The 26,148-nt window shown below is 64.6% G+C and carries 22 protein-coding genes; 11 read left to right on the top strand and 11 right to left on the bottom strand.

What is annotated here, in order from left to right:
- The first annotated feature begins 42 nt into the window (after window positions 1-42).
- From KUW62_RS10295 to KUW62_RS10270, 6 genes are all read left to right on the top strand, one after another.
- A complete protein-coding gene (locus KUW62_RS10295; RefSeq protein WP_224815394.1) occupies window positions 43-1,782 on the top strand; it encodes an ABC transporter substrate-binding protein in 1,740 nt (579 codons plus the stop codon).
- Between the two features lie 108 nt (window positions 1,783-1,890).
- The gene (locus tag KUW62_RS10290; protein ID WP_224815393.1) at window positions 1,891-2,658 is read left to right on the top strand and encodes a phytanoyl-CoA dioxygenase family protein; all 768 of its coding nucleotides are present in this window, start codon (window positions 1,891-1,893) and stop codon (window positions 2,656-2,658) included.
- A 65-nt stretch (window positions 2,659-2,723) separates the two neighbouring features.
- The gene (locus tag KUW62_RS10285; RefSeq protein WP_224815392.1) at window positions 2,724-3,731 is read left to right on the top strand and encodes an ABC transporter permease; all 1,008 of its coding nucleotides are present in this window, start codon (window positions 2,724-2,726) and stop codon (window positions 3,729-3,731) included.
- A gap of 4 nt (window positions 3,732-3,735) precedes the next feature.
- The gene (locus KUW62_RS10280) at window positions 3,736-4,767 is read left to right on the top strand and encodes an ABC transporter permease (RefSeq protein ID WP_224815391.1); all 1,032 of its coding nucleotides are present in this window, start codon (window positions 3,736-3,738) and stop codon (window positions 4,765-4,767) included.
- A 193-nt stretch (window positions 4,768-4,960) separates the two neighbouring features.
- Complete coding sequence (locus KUW62_RS10275; protein WP_224815390.1) at window positions 4,961-6,685, top strand: ABC transporter ATP-binding protein; 1,725 nt, start codon at window positions 4,961-4,963, stop codon at window positions 6,683-6,685.
- Between the two features lie 18 nt (window positions 6,686-6,703).
- Window positions 6,704-9,811 (top strand): glycoside hydrolase family 38 C-terminal domain-containing protein, encoded by a 3,108-nt coding sequence (locus KUW62_RS10270; RefSeq protein WP_224815389.1) that lies wholly within the window; start codon window positions 6,704-6,706, stop codon window positions 9,809-9,811.
- 140 nt (window positions 9,812-9,951) lie between these two features.
- Here the strand turns inward: KUW62_RS10270 and KUW62_RS10265 are convergent, their stop codons facing one another.
- Genes KUW62_RS10265 through KUW62_RS10250 form a run of 4 tightly spaced genes read right to left on the bottom strand, consistent with a single transcriptional unit; the run spans window position 9,952 to window position 14,321 of the window.
- Window positions 9,952-11,655, bottom strand: coding sequence for an ABC transporter ATP-binding protein (locus KUW62_RS10265; protein WP_224815388.1), 1,704 nt, complete (start codon window positions 11,653-11,655; stop codon window positions 9,952-9,954).
- Window positions 11,655-12,323: a hypothetical protein gene (locus tag KUW62_RS10260; protein WP_224815387.1), complete on the bottom strand. Its 669-nt coding sequence runs from the start codon at window positions 12,321-12,323 to the stop codon at window positions 11,655-11,657. Before KUW62_RS10260 ends, KUW62_RS10265 begins: the two co-directional genes overlap by 1 nt.
- Window position 12,324: 1 nt before the next feature.
- Window positions 12,325-13,308 (bottom strand): ABC transporter permease, encoded by a 984-nt coding sequence (locus tag KUW62_RS10255; RefSeq protein WP_224815386.1) that lies wholly within the window; start codon window positions 13,306-13,308, stop codon window positions 12,325-12,327.
- Window positions 13,305-14,321 (bottom strand): ABC transporter permease, encoded by a 1,017-nt coding sequence (locus KUW62_RS10250; protein WP_224815385.1) that lies wholly within the window; start codon window positions 14,319-14,321, stop codon window positions 13,305-13,307. Before KUW62_RS10250 ends, KUW62_RS10255 begins: the two co-directional genes overlap by 4 nt.
- Window positions 14,322-14,528: 207 nt before the next feature.
- Between KUW62_RS10250 and KUW62_RS10245 the strand changes: the two genes are divergently transcribed.
- Window positions 14,529-15,299: a MipA/OmpV family protein gene (locus tag KUW62_RS10245; RefSeq protein ID WP_224815384.1), complete on the top strand. Its 771-nt coding sequence runs from the start codon at window positions 14,529-14,531 to the stop codon at window positions 15,297-15,299.
- A 98-nt stretch (window positions 15,300-15,397) separates the two neighbouring features.
- On the opposite strand, the gene KUW62_RS10240 is transcribed toward KUW62_RS10245, so the two are convergent.
- The 4 genes from KUW62_RS10240 to KUW62_RS10225 all read right to left on the bottom strand — a co-directional run bounded on the left by KUW62_RS10240 (window position 15,398) and on the right by KUW62_RS10225 (window position 20,795).
- On the bottom strand, window positions 15,398-16,954 hold the full coding sequence (locus KUW62_RS10240) for an ABC transporter substrate-binding protein (RefSeq protein ID WP_224815383.1): 1,557 nt from the start codon (window positions 16,952-16,954) through the stop codon (window positions 15,398-15,400).
- Window positions 16,955-17,205: 251 nt separating this feature from the next.
- Window positions 17,206-17,640, bottom strand: coding sequence for a universal stress protein (locus KUW62_RS10235; RefSeq protein ID WP_224815382.1), 435 nt, complete (start codon window positions 17,638-17,640; stop codon window positions 17,206-17,208).
- Between the two features lie 147 nt (window positions 17,641-17,787).
- The gene (locus KUW62_RS10230; protein WP_224815381.1) at window positions 17,788-18,894 is read right to left on the bottom strand and encodes an LCCL domain-containing protein; all 1,107 of its coding nucleotides are present in this window, start codon (window positions 18,892-18,894) and stop codon (window positions 17,788-17,790) included.
- Between the two features lie 311 nt (window positions 18,895-19,205).
- On the bottom strand, window positions 19,206-20,795 hold the full coding sequence (locus KUW62_RS10225; RefSeq protein WP_224815380.1) for an ABC transporter substrate-binding protein: 1,590 nt from the start codon (window positions 20,793-20,795) through the stop codon (window positions 19,206-19,208).
- A 146-nt stretch (window positions 20,796-20,941) separates the two neighbouring features.
- Here KUW62_RS10225 and KUW62_RS10220 point away from each other — a divergent pair, with 146 nt between their 5' ends.
- From KUW62_RS10220 to KUW62_RS10205, 4 genes are all read left to right on the top strand, one after another.
- Window positions 20,942-21,373, top strand: a complete 432-nt coding sequence (locus KUW62_RS10220) for a YeeE/YedE family protein (RefSeq protein ID WP_224815379.1) — start codon at window positions 20,942-20,944, stop codon at window positions 21,371-21,373.
- 4 nt (window positions 21,374-21,377) lie between these two features.
- The gene (locus KUW62_RS10215; RefSeq protein ID WP_224815378.1) at window positions 21,378-21,809 is read left to right on the top strand and encodes a DUF6691 family protein; all 432 of its coding nucleotides are present in this window, start codon (window positions 21,378-21,380) and stop codon (window positions 21,807-21,809) included.
- 29 nt (window positions 21,810-21,838) lie between these two features.
- Window positions 21,839-22,720: an MBL fold metallo-hydrolase gene (locus tag KUW62_RS10210; RefSeq protein WP_224815377.1), complete on the top strand. Its 882-nt coding sequence runs from the start codon at window positions 21,839-21,841 to the stop codon at window positions 22,718-22,720.
- Between the two features lie 143 nt (window positions 22,721-22,863).
- Complete coding sequence (locus KUW62_RS10205) at window positions 22,864-23,205, top strand: DUF3140 domain-containing protein (RefSeq protein ID WP_224815376.1); 342 nt, start codon at window positions 22,864-22,866, stop codon at window positions 23,203-23,205.
- 165 nt (window positions 23,206-23,370) lie between these two features.
- Here KUW62_RS10205 and xth read toward each other — a convergent pair whose 3' ends face one another.
- From xth to KUW62_RS10190, 3 genes are all read right to left on the bottom strand, one after another.
- Window positions 23,371-24,153: an exodeoxyribonuclease III gene (gene xth / locus KUW62_RS10200; RefSeq protein WP_224815375.1), complete on the bottom strand. Its 783-nt coding sequence runs from the start codon at window positions 24,151-24,153 to the stop codon at window positions 23,371-23,373.
- A gap of 207 nt (window positions 24,154-24,360) precedes the next feature.
- A complete protein-coding gene (locus tag KUW62_RS10195) occupies window positions 24,361-24,750 on the bottom strand; it encodes an STAS/SEC14 domain-containing protein (RefSeq protein WP_224815374.1) in 390 nt (129 codons plus the stop codon).
- A gap of 80 nt (window positions 24,751-24,830) precedes the next feature.
- The gene (locus KUW62_RS10190) at window positions 24,831-26,045 is read right to left on the bottom strand and encodes an acyl-CoA dehydrogenase (RefSeq protein ID WP_224815373.1); all 1,215 of its coding nucleotides are present in this window, start codon (window positions 26,043-26,045) and stop codon (window positions 24,831-24,833) included.
- Between the last annotated feature and the right edge of the window lie 103 nt (window positions 26,046-26,148).

Here is a 26,148-nt window from a genome sequence, read left to right as displayed (position 1 = left end):
CGCCGGGGGGACAAGAGGAAGAACCCTAGGGAGGACCCAATAATGAAACGTACAACTCAGATGTTGCTGGGATCGGTGGCGATGACGCTGGCGCTGACCGGTGGCGCGTTTGCGCAAGATGTGGCGCGCGAGGACACGGTGATCTTCGATCTCGACCGCACGATCCGCGACCCCGAGAACTTCAACTGGATGACCGATGGCACCGGTATTCGCCGGATGCACGGCGCGCACCAGGCCATGTGGGAGCCGCTGTTCATCCTCAACTACAACACCGGTGAACTGGACCCGTGGCTGGCCACGAGCGCCGAGTCCGATGATGATGGCGATGTCTGGACCATCACGTTGCGCGAAGGCGTGACCTGGTCCGATGGCGAGGCCTTCGATGCCGATGACGTCGTGTTCACCGTCAACATGGCGCTGGAAAACGAAGAGCTGACGGCGCGCGAGGTCGCGACGCTCCGCGGCCAGGTGGCCAGCGTGGAGAAGGTCGATGACCTGACCGTTCAATTCACCCTGAACGCCCCGAACCCGCGCTTCGTGGTCGAGAATTTCGGCACGCGCATTTTCGGCAGCTTCCTGATCATGCCCGAACATGTCTGGTCGGCGGCGGACGATCCCGCGACCTTCGCGTTCTTCCCGCCGATCGGCACCGGGCCCTACGTCTATGAGAGCAGCGCATCGAACCGCGCGATCTGGGACCGGGCGGAGAGCTGGTGGGGCGCGGAAACGGGCTTCATGGACATGCCCGAGCCGCAGCGCGTCGTGTTCCTTGAATCGGGCGGCGAGGAGAGCCGCGCACAGCTGATGATCGCGGGTGATCTGGACGCGGCGCAAAACGTCTCCGTCGGCACGTTCGAGGCGGTCCAGGCGCAAAACCCCGACGTGATCGCATGGTACGACGATTATCCCTTTGCCGCCGCCGATCCCTGCGCGCGTCAGCTGGAGATCAACACCACGATCGCGCCCTGGGACAATGCGGCGATGCGCCGGGCGGTTGCCCATATCATCGACCGGACGCAGATCGTGAACATCGCCGTGGAAGGGGCCACCGCGCCGTCCCGCACGATGTTCGTGGAATACGGCTCCATGGCGCCGTTCATTGATGCGGCCATCGAGGCGGGTCACGAATTGCCGGCCACTGCGGATGTCGAAGCGGGGCAGGCCCTGATCGAAGCCGAGGGCTGGACCCGCAACGGTGATTACTACGAGCGTGACGGAGAACGGCTTGCCGTCGAAATCCACGTGAACTCGGCCTCGACCGAATACACGCGGACCATCGACCTGATCGTGGAGCAGTTGCAGCGGGCCGGCATTGATGCCCGGTCGGTGCCGGTGGAGAACGGCGTGTTCTGGGGCGAAGTGCTGCCGTTCGGCAATTACGAGATGTCCTATAGCTGGCTGAGCTGCGGATCGGTGAACGAGCCGTGGACCTCCATGGGCCGCTACACGGTGTCCGACGTGGTGCCGGTGGGCGAGCGCAGCCCGGGCTTCAACAACACCGCGCGGTGGGACGATGCCTCGGCCGAAGCCTATTCCGAGATCGTGGACGAGCTGGAGGCGATGCCGCTGGGTGATGACGCGATCCCGGGCATGGTTGCGGAAGCCTATGGCCATCTGGCCGAGGGGATGCCGTTCATCCCGCTGGTGCAATCGGCGAAACTCCTGCCGTTCAGCACCGCCTATTGGGACGGCTGGCCGACCAACGAAAACTACTACAACCACCCGTTCTTCTGGTGGGGGTCGGGTCACCAGATCATCCATAACCTGACCCGCGCGGAGTAAGCTTTCCTCCCCATGGTCACCGGCCGGGGGCATGTGCCCCCGCGCCACCGGCCCTCAGACGGGGCGTCCTTCTTCGCCCCGCCTCATTCAGCACAAAGGTTCAGGCAGATGTCTGACATAAAGGACTTTTTCGACGAACACGGCTACTACCACGCGAAGGGCGTGTTCCAGCCCGATGAGGTCGCCGCGCTGGAGCGGGATTTCGACGGGATCGTGGGGCAACTGACAGCCAGCGGCGAAGTTGTCGATGCTACATGGGACGGGGGTGAGACGGACAAGATCGCATCCAAGGATGACGTGATCCTGCACACCCATAACGTCCAGAAATATTCCCGCACCTGGCTCAACGCGTTTCTCAACCCGCGTTTCCTGGATGTGGCGGAGGCCATTCTGGGCCCCGACATCATCTTGCACCATTCCAAGCTGTTCCAGAAGCCGTCGGAGAACGGATCGCCGTTCCCGATGCACCAGGACTGGCCGTATTTCCCGACGCTCCAGGATACCATGATCGCGGGCATCATCCATGTCAGCGAGGCCACGGATCAGATGGGATGCCTGCGGGTCTATCCCGGCTCCCACAGGTTAGGCCGGATTAGCGGGGCCGATGGGCGGCGGCAGAACGACGTGCTCGACCGTTACCCGATTGCCGATGCGATGCCGGTGGAATGTGCGGCGGGCGACGTGGTGTTCTTTCACTATTTCACGCTGCACGGCTCCATGCCGAACCGGGCGGAACGGACACGCAAGACGGTTCTGTGCCAGCTTTACGACGGCCATGATGCGGTTGAGCCCGGCTGCGCCCATCCCGATGAGCGCATGGTGCTGCGCGGCTGGAACCACACGATTTCCCGCGAGGCAGCGGGACAGGCGGCCTGACGAGGGCCGAAAGATCAAACTGGCGGGCCGTCCAATGACGGCTTGCCGAAAGGAAGGGACGAGACATGGGACGTATCCCGGCGAGTTATCTGCTGAACCGCCTGTTCACGCTGTTCCTGACGGTGTTCATCGCGGCGACGCTGATCTGGATCATCCCGCGCCTGTCGCCGGTCAACCCGGTGGACGCGATGCTGGGGCGGATGGCCTCGGGCGGGGGAACGATCGAGAATTCCGGCGCGATCCTTGAACAGCTGAACGAACGCTTCGGCTTCAACGACCCGTGGTACGTCCAGTACTGGCTCTACATCAAGAACACGCTGACCTTCGATTTCGGCATCTCCACCGCCAGTTTCCCGACGCCGGTGTCCCAGATGATCGCGGGCGCCTTGCCCTGGACGCTGGGCCTGATGATCGTGGCGCTGATCCTGACCTTCATCATCGGCAACCTTCTGGGGGCGCTGATGGTGTGGGAGCATACGCCCAAGCCCTGGAAAGTGGTGATCCCGGCGGCGATGGTCTTCACCTCGATGCCGCCGATCCTGTCGGGGCTGTTGCTGATGTACATCTTCTCCAGCTCGCTGGGGTGGTTCCCGCTCAACGGGGCCTACGGGTTGCGGGTGGAGCCCGGCATGTCGTGGCAATTCATCGCCTCCGTGGTCGAGCACGGGGTGCTGCCGGCCATGTCCATCGTCCTTGTGACCTTCGGGTTCTGGGCGTTGGGGATGCGGGGCCTGATGATCGGGGTGCAGGGGGAGGATTACACGGTGCTGGCCAAGGCCAAGGGCCTGCGCAAACGCTACATCCTTTACCGCTACATGATCCGCAACGCGATCCTGCCGCAGATCACCGCCTTCGCCCTGAAGATCGGGATGCTCGTGGCGGGGCAGGTGCTGGTGGAGCGCATCTTTGCCTATCCCGGTATGGGCAAGCTGCTTTACGACGCGATCCTCGACCAGGATTTCCCGGTGATCCAGGGGGTCAGTTTCGTGGTGATCCTGATGACGGCCCTGGCCGTGTTCTTTGTCGATCTGCTGTACCCGCTGATCGACCCCCGTATCCGGCATGGAGCGTGACGAGATGAGCAACCGAGACACGCCCCCCGTCCACCCCGATGCCGATCCGTCCGGCGGACCCAACCCGCCGGCCAATACGGATGCCGAGCAGGCCATCGCCGCCGCCGCACCCGAGACTGCCGCCCCGGACATGACCGGGATCACCAAGCGCCAGCTCAAACGCATGAAGCGCTTCGACAATCCGTGGAACAATCCCAAGCTGATCTGGGGCATCGGATTGCTGCTCAGCATCATCGCGCTGGGCATTTTCGGGCGCATCTTCTGGGATCCCGACCTGGTCTTCACCGGGGCCGTGATGCCAAGCCAGGCGCCCGCGGGCTTTGAGAACATGCGCGGGCAGGTCGGCGCAATCACCTCGCCGCTGGGCACTGATGTTGCCGGGCGCGACCTGTTGGCCCTGTTGATCGTCGGCGCGCCCAATTCGCTTTACGTGGGCGTCCTGGCGTCGCTGATCGGGATGTCGCTTGGGATCTTCCTCGGCTTCTCGGCCGGGTATACCGGTGGGCGGGTCGATGACGTGATCCGCGTCGGCTCGGACGTGATGATAACGATCCCGCCCTTGCTGATCCTTGTGGTTGTGCAAGCGTCGTTCGGGGACATCACGCTGACGATGATGGCGATCCTGATCGCGGCCTTCGTGTGGCAGTCGCCCACGCGCCTGATCCGGGCGCAGGTCCTTTCGATGCGGGAAAGCGGGTATGTGCAGATGGCCCGCCTGTCGGGCGCATCGAACATGCATATCATGTTTCGGGAGATGTTGCCGAACCTCGTTCCGTACCTGTTCGGGTCGTTCATCGCCAATGTTACCACCTCCATCGTGACGGCGGTGGGGCTGGAGGTTCTGGGCCTGGGTCCGCAGCGGGTGCCGACGCTGGGCCGGGTGATCTATGACGCGATCGATTCAGCGGCCCTGACCCGGGACATGTGGTGGTGGTGGGGCTTCCCAACGGTTCTGCTGATGGTGATGTTCATCGGGCTTTTGCTGATCAATCTGGGCCTGGATGAAGTGTCCAACCCACGCCTGAGGAAGCTGTGATGGTGGATGCAGGCGGACCTTCCGCCCGGCTGACCAAGCCGGGCAGCGCCCGACCCTCCCCCCGGGAGGGCGCTTTTGCACCGTTTCTAGTCGCTCAATCGTCGGATGTTGGCTGCACCATAAAGCGCCTAGCCACGACCGTTCTGAGCGCCCACCCAGGCTCGGGCGCTGCCCGGCTTTCTGGAGCCCGCCCATGAGTGTCCTCGACATCAAGAACATCCATATCGACTTCCCCACCTCCAAGGGCGTCGTCCATGCCGTCACCGACGTGACGCTCAGCGTCGAGAAGGGCCGCCGCATCGGCTTCATCGGGGAATCGGGGTCGGGCAAGACGACCACGGCGCTGGCCGCCATGCGGATGCTGGCCAATCCCGGCTTCGTGGCATCGGGCGAGATCCATCTCAATTCCCTCGATCAAACCAGCGTGCTTGACCTCGACGATGAGCAGATGCGCCGCGTCCGGTTGCGGAAGATCAGCTACATCCCGCAAGGGGCGATGAACTCGCTCAACCCCGTGATGCGCGTCGAGAACCAGATCTGGGACGCGATCGTGGCCCATGAGGGCGCGATGGGCCAGGCGGAGTTGAGCGCGCGGTCGGCTACCGCCCTGGACGGCGTGGGGCTGGACCCGGACGTGGTGGGGCGGCTCTATCCCCACGAGTTGAGCGGCGGGATGAAGCAAAGGGTCTGTATTGCCATCGGCACTTGCCTGACGCCCGATCTGATTATCGCCGATGAGCCGACCAGCGCGCTGGATGTCATCACCCAACGCCATGTCATGCAGACCCTGCGGGAGATGCAGGAAAAGATCGGCGCGGGCCTGATCCTGATCGGGCACGACATGGGGCTGATGGCGCAATCGGTGGACGATATCGCCGTACTCAAGAAGGGTGTTCTGGTCGAATTCGGTCCGGTGCGCCGGATTATCGAAGGGGCCGAGCATCCCTATACGCGGGAATTGATCTCCTCCGTCCCGCTGGTGGGCGGCGAGAGCTTCCTGACCTCCCAGGGCACGCCGCCCAAGGGCGAGAAGCTGGACCAGCCGCTGTTGGAGCTCGACGGGGTCAGCAAGGTCTACGGCGCGGTCACGGCCCTGCACCCGATGTCCTTCGCGCTGGACGGGGAGGAGCCCAAGATCATCTCCATCGTCGGGCAATCGGGGTCGGGCAAGTCGACCATGGGCAGCCTGATGCTGGGGTTCAACGCGCCCAGTGCCGGTCAGGTCCGCTTCAAGGGCGCCGATATCAACGCGATGAATGCCGACGCCAAGCTGGAATTCCGAAAGCAGGTGCAGGCGGTGTTCCAGGACCCCTATGCCTGTTTCAACCCGTTCTACCGGGTCAACCACGCGCTGAAATTCCCTTACGAGAATTTCGGGATGAAGGGCGATGTCGACAAGGCGATGGAGGAGGCCTGCGTGACCGTGGGCCTCGACCCGTCGCTGGTGCTGGGGCGCTATCCGCACCAATTGTCGGGCGGTCAGCGCCAGCGCCTGATCGTGGCGCGCGCCCTGATGCTGAGCCCCAAGCTGCTGATCGCCGATGAGCCGGTCAGCATGGTCGATGCCTCCCTGCGCGCGACGATCCTGGCCAATATCCATGACCTCAAGGACAAGTACGGGATTTCCATCGTCTATATCACCCACGACCTCGCCACGGCCTACCACGTGAGCGATTACGTGATGGTCCTCTACCACGGCCACGTGGTTGAAGCAGGTCCGCCCAAGGACGTCATCGGCGATCCGCAACACGCCTATACCAGGCTCCTGATCGACTCGATCCCCTGGCCCGACCTGGACCGCGACTGGGGCGACGCCGACGACGCCCGCGCGGCGCTGGAGGAGTTGGGGCGGATCGGCGGCACGCCCGAGACGGTTTATCGTGGCGACATTCCCGGTTTCACCCTGAGGCAGGGCTGACATATGCCGTCACACCGGATGCGACTGACGGCAGAAAAGGTCGCCCAACGCCTGCGCCTGATCGCACCGAAAGTGGCGCTCCGCCGCGCCCCCATCGACCGGTTCAAGCTGGAGGATCTGGGCAGCGCGCGGGTGATGCCGGACCTGGGCCTGTTCGCCTGCGAGGCCGATGGCTCGCTGCTGGACTGGGATGCCTATTGGGGCGGGCAGGACCTGCATTTCGCGCTGCGCTCGCGCTTCACGGTACCCAAGGGCTGGAAACACCCGGCCCTGCACCTGCCCCTTGGCGTGGCGGGCGACATTTTCACCCATCCAGAGGCACTTCTTTATATCGACGGGCAGGCGGTGGCGTCAGCGGACCGCTATCACCACACGATCGAGGTGCCGGAAAAATTCGCCGACGGTCTGCCCCATGACCTGCTTCTCCATGGCTGGACGGGGTTGAGCGGCTGGCCGCCCGACCCGAGCAACAAGACGCGCCTGTTGATGCGCGAATGCGCCGTCATCGACATCGACCGGGAGTTGGAGGCGTTCCTGACGCTGGCCGATGTGGCGCTGGACCTGTGTTCGGAGCTGAACGACAACCGCCCCGAGAAACACGGCATCCTGACGGCGCTGGACGGGGCATTCCTGACCCTCGACACCCGCGACCCGATGGATGAGGGGTTCCGCCGCTCCGTCGCGCCGGCGACCACGCGGCTGCGCGAAGGACTGGCGCAGGCCGGCCCCGCGCTGGACATCCGGCTCCATGCGGCGGGTCACGCCCATATGGATGTCGCCTATCTCTGGCCCATCGCGCAGATCCGGCAGAAGAACGCGCGGACCTATTCCAACGTGCTGCGCCTGATGGAAAAGCACCCGGAGTTCCAGTTCAGCCATTCGCAACCCCAGCTCTACCAATGGACGGCGGAGGATTATCCGGAGATCTTCGAGGCGATCCGCGCCCGCGTCGCCGAGGGGCGGTGGGAGGTTCTGGGCGGCATGTGGGTGGAACCCGATGCCAACATGCCGGGGCCGGAGGCGCTGGTGCGCCAGATCGCGCTGGCCCGGCACTATTGCGAGGAGGCGTTCGGCGCCGGGGCGGAGGCGCCCGTGCTGTGGCTGCCCGACACGTTCGGCTTTCCCGGTTGCCTGCCGCAATTGATGAAGCAGGCGGGGCTGAAATGGTTCGTCACCAACAAGGTGAACTGGAACCAGTATAACCAGATGCCCGCCTCGACGACGTGGTGGGAAGGGATCGACGGCAGCCGCGTCCTGGCGCAATTCCTGACCACGCCACGCGACGTGCAGCACCTGCCGTTCCCGACCAATTACAAATCCGACCTGACGGCGGAGGAGGTGGTGGGGACCTGGGGCCGGAACACGGTCAAGGACCGGGTGCGCGATCTGCTGATCTGTTACGGGTTCGGCGACGGCGGCGGCGGGCCGACCGACGAGTTGATCCGCAAGGCGCATGTCTGGCGCGAGATGCCCGGCGCGCCGCAACTGCAAGCGTCCAATGTGCGCCGGTTCTTCGAGGCGTTGGAGGACAACACGAGCGGCCTGCCGGTCTGGGAGGGGGAGTTCTACCTTGAAGGGCACCGGGGTGTCCTGACCTCCCAGGGTTGGATCAAGCGGGCCAACCGCAAGGCGGAGGTGGCGCTGCACGATGCGGAGCTTGCGATGGCGCTGGCGATGGCGGCGGGGCAGGGGCCGCGCGACCTGACGGGCGCGTGGCAGCGGTTATGCATGAACCAATTCCACGACATCCTGACCGGGACATCCATCGGCGAAGTCTTTGTCGATGCGCGCGCCGATTTCGACTGGATCATGGGGGAGGCGGAGGGCGCGTTGCACCACGCGGCGCAGGCGCTGATGCCCGAAGGGGCCAGCGCGCTGATCCTCGACGGCGCGCCGCTGTCCGGCCCGCGCCTTGCGCTGCTGCCCGAAGGCAGCGACCCGGTGGCGGACGGCGACGCGGCCCTGCCGATGCAGGCCGTGGCCGATGGGGTTCTGGTGGAACTGCCGGACGGTCCGCCGCTGGCCGCGCGGATTCTGAAACGCAGCGATGCAGCAGCGCCGGAGGTTGACGGCGTCGATGCGTTCACCGAGGGCGATACGGCGGTTCTGGAAAACGATTATCTGCGGGTGGAGATCGGGGAGCAGGGCATGATCTCTCGCCTCTTCGACAAGCGCGCGGGGCGGGAGGTTCTGAAGCACGGGACGCTCGGCAACCGTCTGGAATTGTTCGAGGATCGCCCGGTCAGCTGGGATGCGTGGGACATCGATATCTTCTTCGAGGATCGGGGCGAGTTGGTGGGCGGCCTGACCCGGATCGAGGTCGTGGAAAAGGGGCCTTTGCGTGCCGTGGTGGAGGTCGAACGTGCCTTCCGCAAATCCACGATCCTCCAGAAGATCAGCCTGACCCGCGCGTCGGCGCGCGTGGATTTCGAGACCTTCGTGGATTGGCACGAGACGCATCTGCTGCTGAAGGCGGCCTTCCCCGTCGACATCCGCGCCAGCCGCGCGACCTTCGACATTCAATGGGGCCAGATCGACCGGCCCACCCACCGCAACACGTCATGGGATGCCGCGCAATTCGAGGTGCCGGCCCAGAAATGGGCGGATCTGAGCGAGGGGGATTACGGCGTCGCGCTCCTGAACGATTGCAAATACGGCTATGACGTGCGCGACGACGTGCTGCGGCTCAGCCTGATAAAATCGGCGACGATGCCCGATGCCGGCGCCGATCAGGGCGCGCATCATTTCACCTATGCGCTGCTGCCCCACCTGGGAAATACCCGCGTCGACGTCCGGGCGGAGGCCTATGCCCTGAACTACCCGCCGCGCGTCTTTACCGATCCCGGCGGGGGGACGGCGATCGGGCCGCTGGTCCAATGCCTGAGCAACCGCGCGGTGATCGAGACCGTGAAACCTGCCGACGATGGGGACGGCGTGATCGTGCGCCTGTTCGAGGCCCACAACACGCGCGGCCCGGTGGACCTGGCTTTGTCGGACGCGGTCAAAAGCGTGGCGTGTGTCGGATTGTTGGAAGATGGCGGGCAGAATCTGGAAATAAACGGCGGACGGGTCTCGGTGCCCCTCTCGCCTTACGAGATCGTGACCTTACGCCTGCGCTTGCCCTGACCGGGTAGGGAGCCCTCGCCTGTCCGCCGCCTGCGCGCGCCCAGTCTTCCATGTGCCGGAAATATCCTGGAGGGGGTCCGGGGGAGGCAAGGCCTCCCCCGGTTGATCGACCGGCCCCGCCGGGCGACATCAAGATCGGCTCAGGCCACCGCCAGCCCTTCGTCCGACAGCCCGTCCAGACGCGGCATGAGGGACAGGAGGCTCTGGGTGTAGGGGTGCTGCGGATCGGCGAACAGCGCCTCCGTCTCCGCCACTTCCACAAGCTCCCCGTTTTTCATCACCCCCACCCGGTCGCACATCTGGCGGACCACCGGCAGGTCGTGGGAGATGAAGAGCATGGTCAGGCCCAGATGCTCCTGCAAGTCCTTGAGGATATTGAGGATCTGCGCCTGGATCGACACGTCCAGCGCAGAGGTCGGCTCGTCACAGATCAGGAAACGCGGCTGGGTGGCGAGCGCCCGGGCGATGGAGATCCGCTGCCTCTGCCCGCCGGAAAACTCGTGGGGGTATTTCAGGCCCGCCTCGGCCCCCAGACCCACGCGATCGAGCAATTCCGACACCCGATCCTTGAGCGCCTGACCCGCCAGAAGCCCGTGATGCTTGGCCGGTTCGGCCACGATCTCATCCACGCGCATGCGCGGGTTGAGGGACGAATAGGGGTCCTGGAAAATCATCTGGATCTGCTTGCGGTACCAATCGGGCACGCCGCCGGGCTGATTGGAGACGGGCTTGCCGTCAAACGCGACCTCCCCCCCATCGACCGGGTAGAGCCCCGCGATCATCCGCGCGATGGTCGATTTGCCGGAGCCGCTTTCGCCGACCAGCCCGAAGACCTCGCCTTCGCGGATCTCGAACCGCGCCTCGTCCACGGCGGTGAAGAATTGCCGGTTGCGCGGCAGGATCGCGCGGCGTTGCAGGAAGCGCTTGGTCAGCCCGCGCGCCTCCACCAGCGGTTTCGCGCGGTCGATCTGCACCGACGGCCAGTTGCGCTTGAGATCTTCGATGGCGAATTCCGTGATGCGCCCGCCGTAGGAGATCAGCGGAAAGCGGTGCAGCTTCACGTTGGGGCGGGGCACGGCGGCGATCAGCGACTTGGTATAGGGATGGGAGGGCTGGCCGAGCACCTGGCCCGTGGCGCCGCTTTCCACGACCTCGCCCATATACATGACCGTCACCTTGTCGGTCGTGTCGGCGATCACGCCCATGTCGTGGGTGATCAGGATGACGCCGACCTGCCGTTCGCGGGCCAGCTCCTTGATGAGGTCGAGGATCTGCGCCTGGATCGAAACGTCGAGCGCGGTTGTGGGCTCGTCGGCGATGATGACATCGGGTTCGGAGCAGAGGGCAAGGGCGATGACCACGCGCTGCCGCATGCCGCCGGAAAACTGGTGCGGGTATTGGTCGAGCCGGGTTTCGGGATCGGGGATGCCGACCCGGTCGATGAGGTCGCGGGCGCGGGTATCGGCTTCGTCGGAGGAGACCTTGAGGTGTTCCTGTATCGTCTCCACCAATTGCTGGCGCACGGTGAAAAGCGGGTTCAGCGAAGTCAGCGGGTCCTGGAAGATCATGGAGATCTTCTTGCCGCGCAAGGCGCGCATCGCGTCGGTGTCGAGGCCGCTGATCTCGTCTCCCTTGTAGCGGATGATCCCGCCCGCGATGCGACCGGGGCGCTCCAGAAGGCCCATGATCGCCGCGCCGATGGTGGATTTACCAGCGCCGGACTCGCCCACGAGCCCGTGGATTTCACCCGGCTCCACCGACAGATGCGCGTTCTTCACGGCGGTGAAGACCTGGCGGCGGGTCGGGAATTCGACGGTGAGGTTTTCGATTTCGAGGAGGGGCATTAGGCGCTCAATTCACTTACGGCGCGAACGACGTCTGCACCAAGTTGTCTTGTGTTCTTGGGATTTCCAGCACCGTTCAAAAGGTCGACTCCAAACTTGGCGGCAAGGTCGCGCAGGACAGGTTTCGAAGGCTGGATGATCGCTTCGCCAGAGGTCACTTTGATCGTGCCATTTTCCAAAATGGAGACTTCGAATCCGTGGGTTGCAACAGAATTCTGGACCGGAATTTCGCGCAAAGGCTTGTTGGGTTTCTCCATTGCAGAGACACTTATGCGCAGTTTTCCATTGTTTTCGCGCATCATTGATCGGGCGCCTTCAGGGTTGCCGTCGAACAATTCCTCGATCGAGACTTCTCCCTCATCGATCAATATTCGCAAAACGAGAATGCGATCGACTCTATCGAGAGTGTTTTGGTTGAACGCCACATGGTTAGACGACGTGATGGTCTTCACAGAAAGGCGCTCTCCCTCGGCACTGACAACATCGTAGCCTTGTTGGTTTACGTCTGACGCCATTTGGCCACGGGTAATCATGGCCGCGTAGAGTTCGCCAATTCGGCCCGTCAGGTGATTGAGTTCTGCCGGGTTTGTTCCCCAAGACAGTTCACGTTCAAACCAGCTGAGCGCTTCACCCAGAGACTGAATGATCTGAACCTGACTTAGCGCCATGCTAGCGCAGCCTCGGATTGAGCGCATCCCGCAGCCAATCTCCCAGCAGGTTCACACTCAGCGCCAGTACCAGCAGCGTCGCCGCCGGGAACACCAAAATCCACCAATTGCCAGAGAACAGGAACGTCTGCCCGATGCGGATGAGCGTGCCGAGGGACGGCTCGGTGGGCGGCGCGCCGACGCCGAGGAAGCTGAGGGTGGCCTCGGCGATGATGGCGAGGGCCAGAGAGATCGTTGCGATGACGAGGACGGGCGAGAGGACGTTGGGCAGGATGTGGCGGGCCATGATGACGAAGGGCGAGCGACCGATCAGGCGGGCGGCCTGCACGTATTCCTTGTTCTTCTCGACCAGCGTGGCCCCGCGGACCACGCGGGCGAATTGCACCCAGTCGGACAGGCCGATGGCGAGGATCAGCACGAAAATCGCCATCTCGTCGCGGTATTCGATCGGGGTGATCCCCTTGGCGATGCCGGAGATCAGGAGCGCCACCAGGATCGACGGAAACGTGAGCTGGATGTCGGCGATGCGCATGATGATCGTCTCCGTCCAGCCGCCGACATAGGCCGCCAGAAGGCCGAGTGCCACGCCCAGGACCAGCGCGAATGTCACGGCGGCGAAGCCCACGAAGAGCGAGATGCGCAACCCGTAGAGGATGGTGGAGAAGACATCGCGGCCCTGATCGTCGGTGCCGAGGAAAAACGTCTCACCGGTGAACTGGTTGGGCACGCCGGGTTCGCTCAACCCGTTCATCAGGTTCAGCGTGGCGGGGTTGAACGGATCGTGCGGCGCGATGAGGGGCGCGAAGATCGCGGCCAGCACCATGAGGATCGTCACGGTGCTGGACACCAGCGCCACGGGCGAATGGCGGAAGGCATAGGCCACGTCGCTGTCCCAGGCGCGGGAGAGGCGCGAGCGGGCGCGCAACGCCTCGGGCGCGGGCGCGGGTGCGGGGGGCGGCGCGGGGTTTTGCGGCGTGTCGGTCATAGGGCCTTCCCTTCGCCACGCAGGCGCGGATCAATGGCCACATAGAGCAGGTCCACGATCAGGTTGATGGCCACGAACATGACGGAGATCATCATCAGGTAGGCCGCCATGACGGGGATATCGACGAAGCGGATCGCGTTGATGAAGAGAAGTCCCACGCCCGGCCATTGGAACACCGTCTCCGTGATAATCGCAAAGGCGATGATGGAGCCCAGTTGCAGGCCGGTCACGGTGATAACCGGCACGAGGGTATTCTTGAGCGCGTGGCGGAAGTTGATGGCGCGGTCCGACAGGCCCCGGGCGCGGGCGAAGCGGATGTAATCGGCGCGCAGAACCTCTAGCATCTCGGCCCGGACAAGACGCATGATGAGGGTCATCTGGTAGAGGCCGAGGGTGATGGCGGGCAGGATGATCGACTTGATCCCGTCCCATGTCAGGAACCCGGTCGTCCACCAGCCGAGCTCAACTGTGTCGCCGCGCCCGAAGGTCGGCATGCCGCCGGTGTTCCAAACCGTATCGGAGAAGGGCAGGGGGATGTTTACCCCCACCCCGAAGCCATAGATCAACAGGACCCCGATCAGGAAGGTGGGCAGGGACACGCCGATCAGGCTGATCGACATGATGGCGTTGGCGGTGAACCCGTCGCGCCGGATCGCGGTGAAGATGCCAAGCACGATGCCGGCCGCGAACGCGATGAAGCCCGATACCAGCGCCAGTTCCAGCGTGGCGGGAAGGCGTTCCACGATGATCTCCGCCACCGGGCGGCCCTGGCGGTAGGAGATGCCCAGGTCGCCCTGCACCGCGCGCACCAGGAAATCCCAGTACTGGATGAAGAACGGCTTGTTGAGGCCAAGCACTTCGCGGAGGCGTTCGATGTCGTCCATCGTGCGTTCCTGGCCCAGCATCGTGTCGACCGGGTCGCCCACGAAGCGGAACATGGCGAACGCGACGAGGCCCACGACCAACAGGACGAGAAGGGATTGCAAGACGCGTCTGAGAATGAAGCTGAGCATGGGGCCTGGCGATTGCGGCGTGTGTGCCCTTGGTGCTGCCTGCATCGGGCGGGCAGGTCAAGGGGGCGACGTGGTGTCAGGGACGCCACATCCCCGCGAAAAGACGCGCATCGCGCGCGAAACGATTTGCCGAAGACCCCCCCGCGCCCCATATCGCACGGCAGGTCCGGGCATGTGCCGCGGACCACGATCTTGGGGGATCACCAGATGACGAAACGGGTGCGCCTTATGGCGTTTGCGGCGGCTTTTGCCGCCATGACGGGCGGCGCGGCATCGGCGGAGGGGCCGGGGATCACCGCCTCGCTCGGGTTCGGCGGACAGGTGATGCCCGATTATTTCGGGGCCGACAGCTACCGTGTTCGGCCGCTTGGGTTCGGGCAGCTTCACGAATTGGAGATCGGCCCGATCGCGCGCCCCGATACCGGCCCGCGGGAGGGATTCGGCTTTCGCGGCGCGTTCCGCATCAGCCACGCGCGTCTGGCCGAAGACAACGCGGAGCTTGTCGGATTGGAAGACGTCCCCTTCTCCGTCGAGCTGGGCGGCGGCGTCGGATACGCAACCGAAGCGTGGCGCGTGTTCGGGGATGTCCGGTATGGCGTCATCGGCCACAACACCTTCGTGGGCGAGATCGGCGGCGACGTCATCTTCCGCCCGTCGGACAGCACGACGATCACGCTGGGGCCACGGGTGCAGATCGCCTCGGACGATTATGCCCAGACCTATTTCGGCATCACGGCCGCAGAGGCGGCGGCGAGCGTCAGCGGCTTCGGGGCTTATGATGCGGAGGGTGGCGTGACCTATGCGGGCCTACAGCTCAACATCATCCACGCCCTGAACGACGATTGGTCGGTGCGCGGGCGGCTGGAGCTGGGGGAGCTTCAGGGCTCTGCCGCCGACAGCCCGATCGTGCAGAACGGCGACACGTTCCAGGCGCGCGCGGGCGTGACGCTGGTGCGGCGGTTCACTTTGGGGTTCTGAGGCGCGGCTGACGTCGCGGCGTGACGGAGCGTGAGGCCGGGGGAAGGGGAACCCTCCCCCCGGGGGGCCGGGCGCACGACGCGCCCACTGGCCCGGTTTCAGTCGTTGGCTTCGCCCACCGACACCCAGCGCAGGATGAAGAAATTGTCGGGCCGCTGGGTCAATTCGATCCCGTCGCGCACGCCCCACAGAAGCGGCTGCACGTAAAGCGGCGTATAGACGACATCTTCTTGAATGATCGCTGCCGCCTCATCCAGCATCGCCTGGCGCGCGGTGTCGTCGATCTCGGACTGGATCATCGGCAACATCTCGTCGATGCGGGGATTGGAATAGCCGCCGAAATTCCACGTACCCAGACGTTCACCATTGGTGTGCACGAGGAAGCGGATCGGGTGTTCGGCATCGAAGGTGCCCGGCGACCATCCCAGCAGGTACATATCGAAATTGTCGGCCCGCAGCTCCGGCCAGTAATTCGAGACCGGCATCGCATCGAGTGTGGCATTCAGCCCGACCTGCGCCAGCATACCGACGATGGCCTGGCACACGGCCTCGTCATTCAGGTAGCGGTCATTGGGGCAGGAGAGGGTGAATTCCGCGCCATCTGCGCCTGCCTCCGCGATGAGCGACCGGGCGAGGTCCTGGTCGTATTCGGGGCGCGCCGCGTTGGGCTGGGAATAGCCGCGCATGGCCGGGCTGACCAGCTGGCTCTCGGCCTCCGCCGAGCCGCCCATGATCGCTTGCAGGATTGCAGGCACGTTCACGGCATGGCCCACGGCGCGGCGCACGCGCACATCGGCGAAAATGTTTTCACCGCCGTTTTGCAGCGTCTCGTGATCGTGGGCATATCCCAGCATGATGACCCGCGCCTCGATCCCGTCGAGGACATAGACGCCGTCGGCATCGTTGACCCGCGCGGCATCTTGCACAGGGACAGGGTCGATCAGGTCGATATCCCCCGACAGAAGGGCGGCCACGGCGGTGGCGGAGTTCTGGATCGGGGTGAAGACCGCGCGGGTGATGTTGTGTTCCACCTCTCCCCACCAGCCGTCAAAGGGGACCAGCACCGTCTCCAGATCGGGTTGGCGGCTTTCCAGCATGAAGGCGGCGGTGCCGTTGACGTTGCGGGTCGCGTAATTCTCTGCGTCGCGGGCGGGGCGTTCGGCGTCGTTCGCCGCGGCCCAGTCGCTGTCCATGATCATCCAGTTGGCGATGCTGTCGGGAAAGATCGGCTGCGGAGAGGAGGTGAGGATATCGACGGTGAACTCATCCACGACCACGACGTCGGAGACGGGCGCGAACCAGCTTGACACGTCGGAATCCTCGGAACTTGCGCGCTCGTAGCTGAAAAGCACATCGTCCGCCGTGAAGGCCGCGCCGTCATGGAAGGTCACGCCTTCGCGCAGGGTGAAGCGCCAGCCTTCGCCGTCGCCGATCGGCTCCCACGCGGTGGCGAGGGCGGGTTCGATCGCCATGTCGCGGCCCCGGCGCACCAGCCCTTCATAGACATTGTTGAGGAACCCCAGAACCGGCGCGGAGCTGACCGCGTGGGGGTCCATCGTCTGCGGATCGGTGGTGGCGGCCCACCGGAAGGTCTCGGCATGTGCCGGAATGGCGGTGGCCAGCGCAAGCACGCTGGCGGTCAGAAGGCGGTTCATGTTCAGGTCTCTCCCCAGAGGTGTTGTGTCGAGCGACCCGGTCCGCCGCATGGGCGCGAAGGGTGGCGTATTGTTCGAGATAGGGCGAGAGGGCGCGTGGTCACGAAACCGTGATCTGGCGCAGGGCGGCAGTGCGCAGGCGCAGGGCCGCCCGGCACGACAGGGGCGGTGTCACGCCGGCCCGCCGAGCGCGAAAGCGACCGGCGCGGGGAAGGGACGGGGCCGACAAAGATGGCCCGGTGTGCCGTGGATCAGCCCACCGTCAGCACCGAACATTTCGCGCCGTGGGACACTTTCTGGCTGACCGAGCCGAGGAACAGGCTGGCGACGGAGCCAAGGCCGCGCCGCCCCATCACGATCAGGTCGGCGGAGTTCAGCTTTGCCGTGTCGAGGATGTTGTCCACCGCATCGCCCGATCCGATCGTGTCGCTTGCGACGGTGATCCCCTCCTCGGTTGCGCGCTTCACGGCGTCTTCCATCACGCCTTTACCCGCCTCCGCGATCCGTTCGGGCGTGACGGGCACGTCAACGACAGCGGCCCCCACGGCGATCGCCATCGTCTCGATCTGGGGGGCGTGGAGCAGGTGCAGTTCCGCCCCGAATGCCTTGGCCAGGCCGCAGGCGGTCTTGAGCGCGTGGCGCGACGGTTCCGATCCGTCGATGGCAACGAGAATGGAGGTGAACATGGCAGCTATCCTTTCGGTGGGACGCGCGGGATTGCGCCTTCAAGGATGGCAGATGCCGGGGATACGCGCCTTGAGATGGATCAACAGGCGGGCCGGGGCAACGCCGCCCCCCGGTAAGCCTAGGGGGGCGGCGCGCGGGAGGGGGACCTAGCCGAGCCAGGTTTCCAGTTCGAGGGTGGCCGGGCAGGTATCGCCATTATAGGTGCCGACCCAGATGTCGATGCGCCCGTTCATGGATGCCGAAGACGGCAGGTTCACGAGCGGTTGCAGATTGCCACGGCCATCGTCGTCGAACACCCATTGTCCCATCGGCGTGTTGATCAGAAGCGTCGTGTCACACTGGGATTCGACCTCGATTTCCAGGCGACCGTAGCTCTCCATCCCCGAAAGGTTGACGGAGATCTGCGGCACTTCCGTGGTGAAGCCAATCCCGCCGACCTGGCATCCGCCGATATCGAGCGGACCACCGGCCTGCACCTGGAACGACGTGGGGCTGTAGAGCTGCTCGCCGGTCGCGGCATAGAAGTCGCCCGGCGTTTCGAAGCTGGGGCAATTCGCCGTGGCCTGGGGCAAAGGTTGCGGCGCGGGCTGCGGTGCCGCATCGGGCAGGGCCGCGACGGAGAAGCTGGTATCGTAGGCGCCCCAGGGGTTGGAGGTCACGCCGTTCTGGACCGAGCCAGGGAAGGATTCCAACCGACCCGATGTCGTGACCGTGATGTTGCCCCCGGTGATCGGGATGGCACCTGCATGGAGCGCTGCCATGCAGATATTGCTGTCGGCGGTATAGACGGCACTGCCCCAGATCGTGCCGCTGGGATTGGCGGGGCAGGCGCATTGGGTCGTGCCGGACAGGGCGAGCGCGTTGGAGGGGCAGGCGGCCAGCGCCTGGACCGGCTGCGGCGGGGCGGGGACCGGCGTGGGGGCCGGGGCGGGCGCCGGTACGGGGACGGGTGCCGCGCCTGCGGTCGCATTGGCGCAACCGGCCGTGCTCAACACCAGTTCCGCGCCTTCGGTGCGGGCATCGCCCGACGCGATCAGGCTTCCGATGATGGCGCGGGTTTCACGGGCATCGGCGAACCCGTTGGAAAGAACAAAATCCTGGGTGTCGGCCTGGGTCAGGCGGCAGCCATGGGTCTCCAGCGCGGTGACGAATTCGGTGACCCTGGCGGGGTCGACATCCTGCGCATTGGCGGCATTGGCCAAGGGCATGGCCAGAACGGACAGAACGATGGCTTTCAGTAAGTCGTGTGACACGAGCATTCCTTTCGATGTCAAAATGCGTCTTCCCCGGAAGAAACGGAGGAAGATCACAGCGCCCGGCCTTGGGGACTAAAATAGTTGGCAAATGAATGCGCGAATGCAGGCGCAGGGCTGTGTGGTCAGGTTGCGGGATAACGGTCTTTCAATCAACCGCCCTCTTCACCCTATGGCGGATCGCACGGACGCTCAGGGGGAAAGACGGGGTATTGTCACCCTATCTGCCTGGTCCAGAACGCATCTGCCCGGAGGATCGCTCCCCCGGGCAGGTCGATAGATACCGGTGTTGACGCGGACGCGTCAGCCGGTCAGTTCAGCTCGAAATATTTGAACTTCACCTGGTCGTCGGCATCCACCAGCGTGGACCACGCATCCGAGACACCCCAGTTCAGGACCTGGTGGTGGATCGGCAGATAGATCATCTCAGCCTCTGCCATCTCCCACAGCTCCGCGATGGTCGCGTTGCGGGCCTCCAGATCGGTCTCAGACGACAGCGAAACGATCATCTCGTCCATCTCGGCGTTGGAGAAGTTCGTGCCGTTCCAGCTGCCGCGCCCGTCGTTGCGGGTGTGGTAGAGGAAGTTGAAGACGTATTCGCTGTCATAGGTCGGCACGCCCCAACCCAGCATGTAGAAATCCGTCTCGCCATTGGCGATCAGCGGGAAATGCTGGGCACGCGGGAGCGCCGAGAGGTTCACGGTGATGCCGATCTGGGCGAACATGCCCACGGCGGCCTGGCAGATCGCCTCGTCATTGACGTAGCGGTCATTGGGGCAATCGAGCTGGATCGAGAAGCCGTCGCCGTAGCCCGCTTCTTCCATCAACGCGCGGGCGCGGTCGAGGTCGAATTCGGGATATTGCTCCAACTCCTCGGTCCAGCCGTTCACCGGCGGCGGCAGCATCGCGCCCGTGGGGTCGGATTGTCCGCGCATGACGACCTGCTGGATCGCCTCGCGGTTGATGGCGATCATCATCGCTTCGCGCACGCGGACATCGGCGAAGGGATTCGCGCCATCGACATTGTCGCGCTCCAGGTTGTCGGCACCGACATTCAGCCCGAAGAAGATATTGCGGTTCTGCGGCCCGGTGCCGAGGCCGATGCCATCGGCGGCTTCAACCTGCGCCAGATCCTGTACCGGGACATCCTGGATGAAATCGACCTCACCGGTCAGGAAGGCCGCCAGACGGGTGGCGGGGTTCTGGATCGGCGTGAAGATGATCTCCGTCACGTCGAGGGGAAACTCGCCGATGCCCCAGTAATTCTCGTTCAGGGTCAGGACCGTCTCCACGTCCGCTTCGCGGCTGGTGAGGACATAGGGCCCGGTCCCGTTGGAATTGCGCGCCGAGAACGTGTCTTCACCGCCGGCGTAATCCTGCACCTCTTCGGCGCCGTTTTCCACCGACCAGCCTTCGTCCATCATGAAGATGTTGGTCAGGTTGTTGGGCAGAAGCGGGTTCGGACCCTCGGTCTCGATCTCCACAACGTAGTCACCCGTGGCGCGCACTTCCGTCACGCCAGAGAGCAATTCGCGGAAGTTGGAATTCTCCGACATCGCGCGGTTGAGCGAGAAGACGACGTCGGAGGCGTCGAAGGTCTCCCCCCCGTGGAAGGTGACGCCTTCGCGGATCTGGAAGACCCAGACATTGGGATTATCGGCCGACGGCTCCCACGAGGTGGCCAGCGCGGGCTCCATTTCTCCGGCCATGTTGCGCAGGATCAGGGGCTCGTAGATCTGGTGGTTGAGGGTCGTGGTCGGCCCCTCGTTCTGGGCGTGGGGGTCCTGGGTCAGTGCCTCGGCCGCGCGGGCCCAACGCAGGGTTTCCGCGCTAAGGCTGGTGACGGTCAGCGCCGTGGTGGCCAGAAGGGCCGCCCCAAAGGCGGCGATACGATGTGTCATGTGTTTCTCCCGTTGGTGCCCCTTGGTGTCAGGGGGACGGTCTTTGCCGTCGCGCAAGAGTATTGGCCGAAGCCACCGAAAGTCCAGTTGGAGCGGACCGGTACTTCGCCTAAATGGGAGGCAGGACAAGAACGGGGACGGAAATCATGGAGACGGCATTCACGCCCTGGGCGTCGCTGGCGGGCGGCGCGATGATCGGGCTGGCCGCGGTTCTGCTGATGCTGGTGGCGGGGCGGATCATGGGGGCGACGGGCATTCTGGCCGGTGCCTTGCTGCCCGCATCGCGCGCGGATGGGCTTTGGCGCTGGGTGATGATCGCGGGCATGGTCACGGCACCGGCCTTGTACCTGCTGCTGACCGGATCGTGGCCCGAGATCACGGTGCCGGTCAGCACGCCGATGCTGCTGGTGGGCGGCTTTCTGGTGGGTGTGGGCGTGACATTCGGGGGTGGGTGCACCTCCGGGCATGGGGTCTGCGGGATCGCGCGGCTGTCGCCCCGGTCCATCGTCGCGACCTGCGTGTTCATGGCGGCATGTGTCGCTACTGTTTATGTGCTGCGGCACGTCTTGGGGGTATGAAACGATGCGTTTGACCCTGATCTTCCTGATCGGTGCGCTGTTCGGCATGGGGATCGTCGTCTCTGGCATGGGGAACCCGGCCAAGGTCGTGAATTTCTTCGATATCGCTGGCACGTGGGACCCGTCGCTGATCTTCGTGATGGGCGGCGCGCTGGCGGTGACGGCGCTTGGCTACCGCGTCGTGCTGCCGAGACCGCAACCGCTTTTCGAGGGGCAATTTCTCTTGCCGCAGGCGACCCGGGTCGACACCAGGCTTCTGGCCGGGTCGGCGACGTTCGGCGTCGGCTGGGGCATTGCGGGGTTCTGTCCGGGCGGCGCATTGCCGGTTCTGGGGGCATTCGATGCGTCGGTGTGGCTGTTCACGGGCGCGATGGTCGCTGGTATCATCGCCGCACGGTTGGTCCCGCCGCTGTTGCGGCGCGGGGCACCGGCCTGAGCCCTTTGCCCGAAGGAGGAGACCCCGCGATGACATACCCCGTGAATATGGATCAGCACCCACTGGTGACGGGCTTTTTCGACGAGGCGACCAACACGATTTCCTACGTCGTGCAGGATCCGGAAAGTGCCGCCTGTGCGGTGATCGACACCGTGCTCGACATCGACTACGCCGCCGGGCGCATCACCCATGACAGTGCGGACCGGATCATCGCATTTGTCCGCGAAAACGGGCTCGAGGTGGCCTGGGTGATCGAGACCCATGTTCACGCCGACCACCTGTCCGCCGCGCCCTACATCCAGCAGGAATGCGGTGGCAAGATCGGCATTGGCGCGAAGATCACCGAGGTGCAGGAGGTCTTTGGCAAGGTCTTCAACGAGGGCACCGAGTTCCAGCGCGACGGGTCGCAGTTCGACGCGCTTTTTGCCGATGGCGACACCTACGAGATCGGCAACCTGACCGGGTTCGCCATGGCCACGCCGGGCCACACGCCGGCCTGCATGGTCCATGTCATCGGCGATGCGGCGTTTGTGGGCGATACGCTCTTCATGCCCGACGGCGGGTCGGCGCGGTGCGATTTTCCGGGCGGTGATGCGGGGCAACTTTACGATTCGATCCAGAAGGTGCTGGCGCTGCCGGACGAGATGCGGCTGTTCATCTGCCACGATTACGGCCCCGGCGGGCGCGCGATCGCGTGGGAGACGAATGTGGCCGAACAGAGGGCGGCGAATATTCACCTGGCGGGAGGTACCAGCCGGGAGGAGTTCATCGCCGTGCGCGAAGGCCGCGATGCGACGCTGGCCATGCCGAAGCTGATCATCCCCTCGTTGCAGGTGAACATGCGTGCGGGCGATATCCCCAAGGACGCGGACGGGCATCCGGTCCTGAAGGTGCCGTTGAACGGGCTTTGAGGGGGGCGGCCTAGGCCCGGGGGAGACGCTGCTGCGCATTTTCCCGAGAAAACACGCAGCTCGCCCCTCCCGCCGTCCCGCGGGGGCGGAACCACCCGGTGATCCGCCGAGTTCCCCCCTTCAGGTGCCAGGAGGAGGAAAAGATGTCCGAGAAATCCCGTGACGAAATCTGGAATGCGTGGCGCGAGAAGGTGAACATGTCGCCGTCCGCGCTGGAGGATTGGCTGGACACGGAAGAGAGCAAGTCGGTCGGTGACAGTGACGGGGGCGAGAGCACCGGGCATCGGTCCGGCCGACGGATTGTGGAGATCAAGCGAACCAACAAGGATGAATTGACGGACGCCGATTGGGACCACATGGCGAAGGTGGTGGGCTACATCAATCGCCACTGCGCCCAGGCCCCGAAGGATGCCGAAGGCAGCGATTGGGAATATTCCCTGAAGAACTGGGGGCATGACCCGTTCGGCGACGGCGGATGCGCGTGACCGGATTGCGGAGCGTGTGGGTGACTTGCCGTTCATGGCGAGACCTGAGGCGAGGCACGGATTTCAGGTATTTTTGAAGCAAAGAGGGGCGATGTTGTGCATCCAGGCCAAACTTCGTGCGCTCAGTTCGGGCATCGGTCGGGCGCGGGGCGGGTGCCGGCGCGGTCAGGCGGCCAGGTCGATCCAGACCGGCACGTGGTCGGACGGTTTTTCGCGCCCGCGCACGTCCTTCTCGATCCAGCAATCGCGCAGCAGGTCCGCGGCCTCGGGGCTGAGCAGGTGGTGGTCGATGCGGATACCGTCGTTCCGGTCCCACGCGCCCGCCTGGTAATCCCAGAATGAATACATGCCGGGCGCCTGGTTGCGGGCGCGGAAGGCTTCGGTGAAGCCGAGGTTTAGGATGCGGCGGAAGGCGGCGCGGCTTTCGGGCCGGGCCAGGGCATCGTCGTGCCAGACTTCCGGGCGGGCGGCGTCCTCATCGAGGGGAATGATGTTGTAATCGCCTGCCATGACAACGGGCTTCTCGTCGTTCAAGAGCCCCCTTGCATGGGTGTGCAACCGGTCCATCCAGGCCAGCTTGTAGTCATATTTCGGGCCCGGGGCGGGGTTTCCGTTGGGCAGATAGAGGCCGCAGACGCGAATGGCGTGATCGTCGCCCATCACCGTCGCCTCGATCCAACGGGCCTGTTCGTCCTCTTCGTCGCCGGGCAGGCCACGGCTGACATCCTCCAGCGGCAGTTTCGACAGGATCGCCACGCCATTAAAACCCTTCTGTCCGTGGGTTTCGACATTGTAGCCGCGATCCTCGAACAGGTCGCGCGGGAAGGTCTCATCCACCGACTTGACCTCTTGCAGGAGGGCGACATCGGGTTTCTGGTCGTCCAGCCAATCGCCAAGCGCGTTGATGCGTGCCTTGATGCCGTTGATGTTGAACGTTGCGATCCGCATGGGCCCCTCCCGATTTGGTCCCTTCTGCCGGTTTGTGCGGGGCTTGCCAAGCGGCGGGTCACGGAGGGCGCGGCTTGTCGGCGGTGAAGGTCCGCGCCCGGTGGTGGCACCGGACCGGATCGCGCGCGCTGCGGGGCCCGGTTAACATCATTAACGGAATGGCCGCGGCCCCGACGCGGAATTCTGAGGCGCGGGATGCGTGTGGGGCTAGGCGGGGGCTGCGCGGGCCTCCGCCAGCCAGGCGCGGGCGCTGGCTTCGTCGTTGAAGGAGCGGATCTCGTAGCCCGGGATCAGCGCGCTTTCGACGGCGGCGGCGTTGCGGAACATCTGGTTGTGCGTGACGAGGGCGCAGCGGTCCAGTTTGTGGAGCATCGCCAGCAATTGCGGCCAGTGGCGCAGTTCCACCCCGATGGCGCCGAGGCTTGGCCATTCTGCGCCCTGGTCGAGCATCAGCATGTCGCCATGCTCCATCCCGTCCATTTCCTGCGTCAGACGTTGCAGGGCCACTTCCATCGTCTGGGCATCGAGGCTTCCGGCCAGCGCGATGCGCAGGGAATTGGGGCCTTCGCGTTCGATATCAAAGCGGGCATCGGACATGGGATCACTCCTTGAATTGGGTCCGTATCAAGTGTGCCACGCCACAAGGTTGCCCGCCTTGATGCGGGTCAATTCCGGGGTCAGAAAAACGCCTGAAGCCCGGTTTGTGCGCGCCCGAGGATGAGCGCGTGGACATCGTGGGTGCCCTCGTAGGTGTTCACCGTCTCAAGGTTCTGGGCGTGGCGCATGACGTGGTATTCCGCCATGATCCCGTTGCCGCCATGCATGTCGCGGGCATGGCGCGCAATGTCCAGTGCCTTGCCGCAATTGTTCCGCTTTATCAGGGAGATAACCTCCGGCCCGCAGGTGCCGTCCTCCAGCATCCGACCGGCCCTCAGCGCCCCTTGCAGGCCAAGCGCGATCTCCGTCTGCATGTCGGCAAGCTTCTTCTGGAACAGTTGTGTCTGCGCCAGCGGCCGCCCGAATTGCACCCGGTCCAACCCGTATTGCCGCGCGCGGTGCCAGCAATCCTCCGCCGCGCCCATGACGCCCCATGCAATGCCGTAGCGCGCGCGATTGAGGCAGCCGAAGGGGCCTTTCAGCCCCTCCACACCGGGCAGAAGCGCGTCTTCGCCGACTTCCACATTATCCATCACGATTTCGCCGGTGACGGAGGCGCGCAGGCTGAGTTTTCCGCCGATTTTCGGCGCGCTCAGGCCCGTCATACCCTTGTCCAGCACAAAGCCCCGGATCTTGCCGCCATGGGCATCGGACTTGGCCCAGATCACGAAGACATCGGCGATTGGAGCGTTGGAAATCCACATTTTCGCGCCGTTCAGGACATAGCCGCCGTCGGTCTTTTTCGCGGTCGTCTTCATGCCCGCCGGATCGCTGCCCGCATCCGGTTCGGTCAGGCCAAAACACCCGATGAGCGTACCTGCGGCGAGGCCGGGGAGGTATTTCTGCCGCTGCTCCTCCGTCCCGTAGGCGTGAATCGGATACATCACGAGGGAACTCTGGACCGACATCATGGAGCGATAGCCGCTATCGACCCGCTCCACTTCGCGGGCCACAAGCCCGTAGGTCACGTATCCCGCGCCAAGGCCGCCGTACTCCTCGGGGATCGTGGTGCCGAGCAGCCCCATCTCCCCCATCTCGGCAAAGATCTCGGGCGTGACGTGCTCGTTGAGGTAGGCCTCATTGGCGCGCGGCAGCAGTTTGTCCTGCGCATAGGCGCGCGCGCTGTCGGCGACCATTCGTTCATCCTCGGCCAGTTGGGTGTCGAGGTGGAACGGATCGGCCCAGTCAAAGGGCGCAAGCGAGGGGCCGGTATGGCGGGTCTGGCCGTCGGGCATGGGGCTCTCCAATTCGGGTTTGGTGAAATATTGGGCGCGATGACCTTGCGTGACAAGGCCACCTGACGGGGGGGCGGTGCCTTGCCGCGCCCGAACGGGCAAG

The organism is Hasllibacter sp. MH4015 (assembly GCF_020177575.1).
In the GTDB taxonomy this organism is placed as follows: domain Bacteria; phylum Pseudomonadota; class Alphaproteobacteria; order Rhodobacterales; family Rhodobacteraceae; genus Gymnodinialimonas.
The sequence above is the reverse complement of the archived record's forward strand: the minus strand, read 5'-3'. Positions and strand labels throughout refer to the sequence as shown.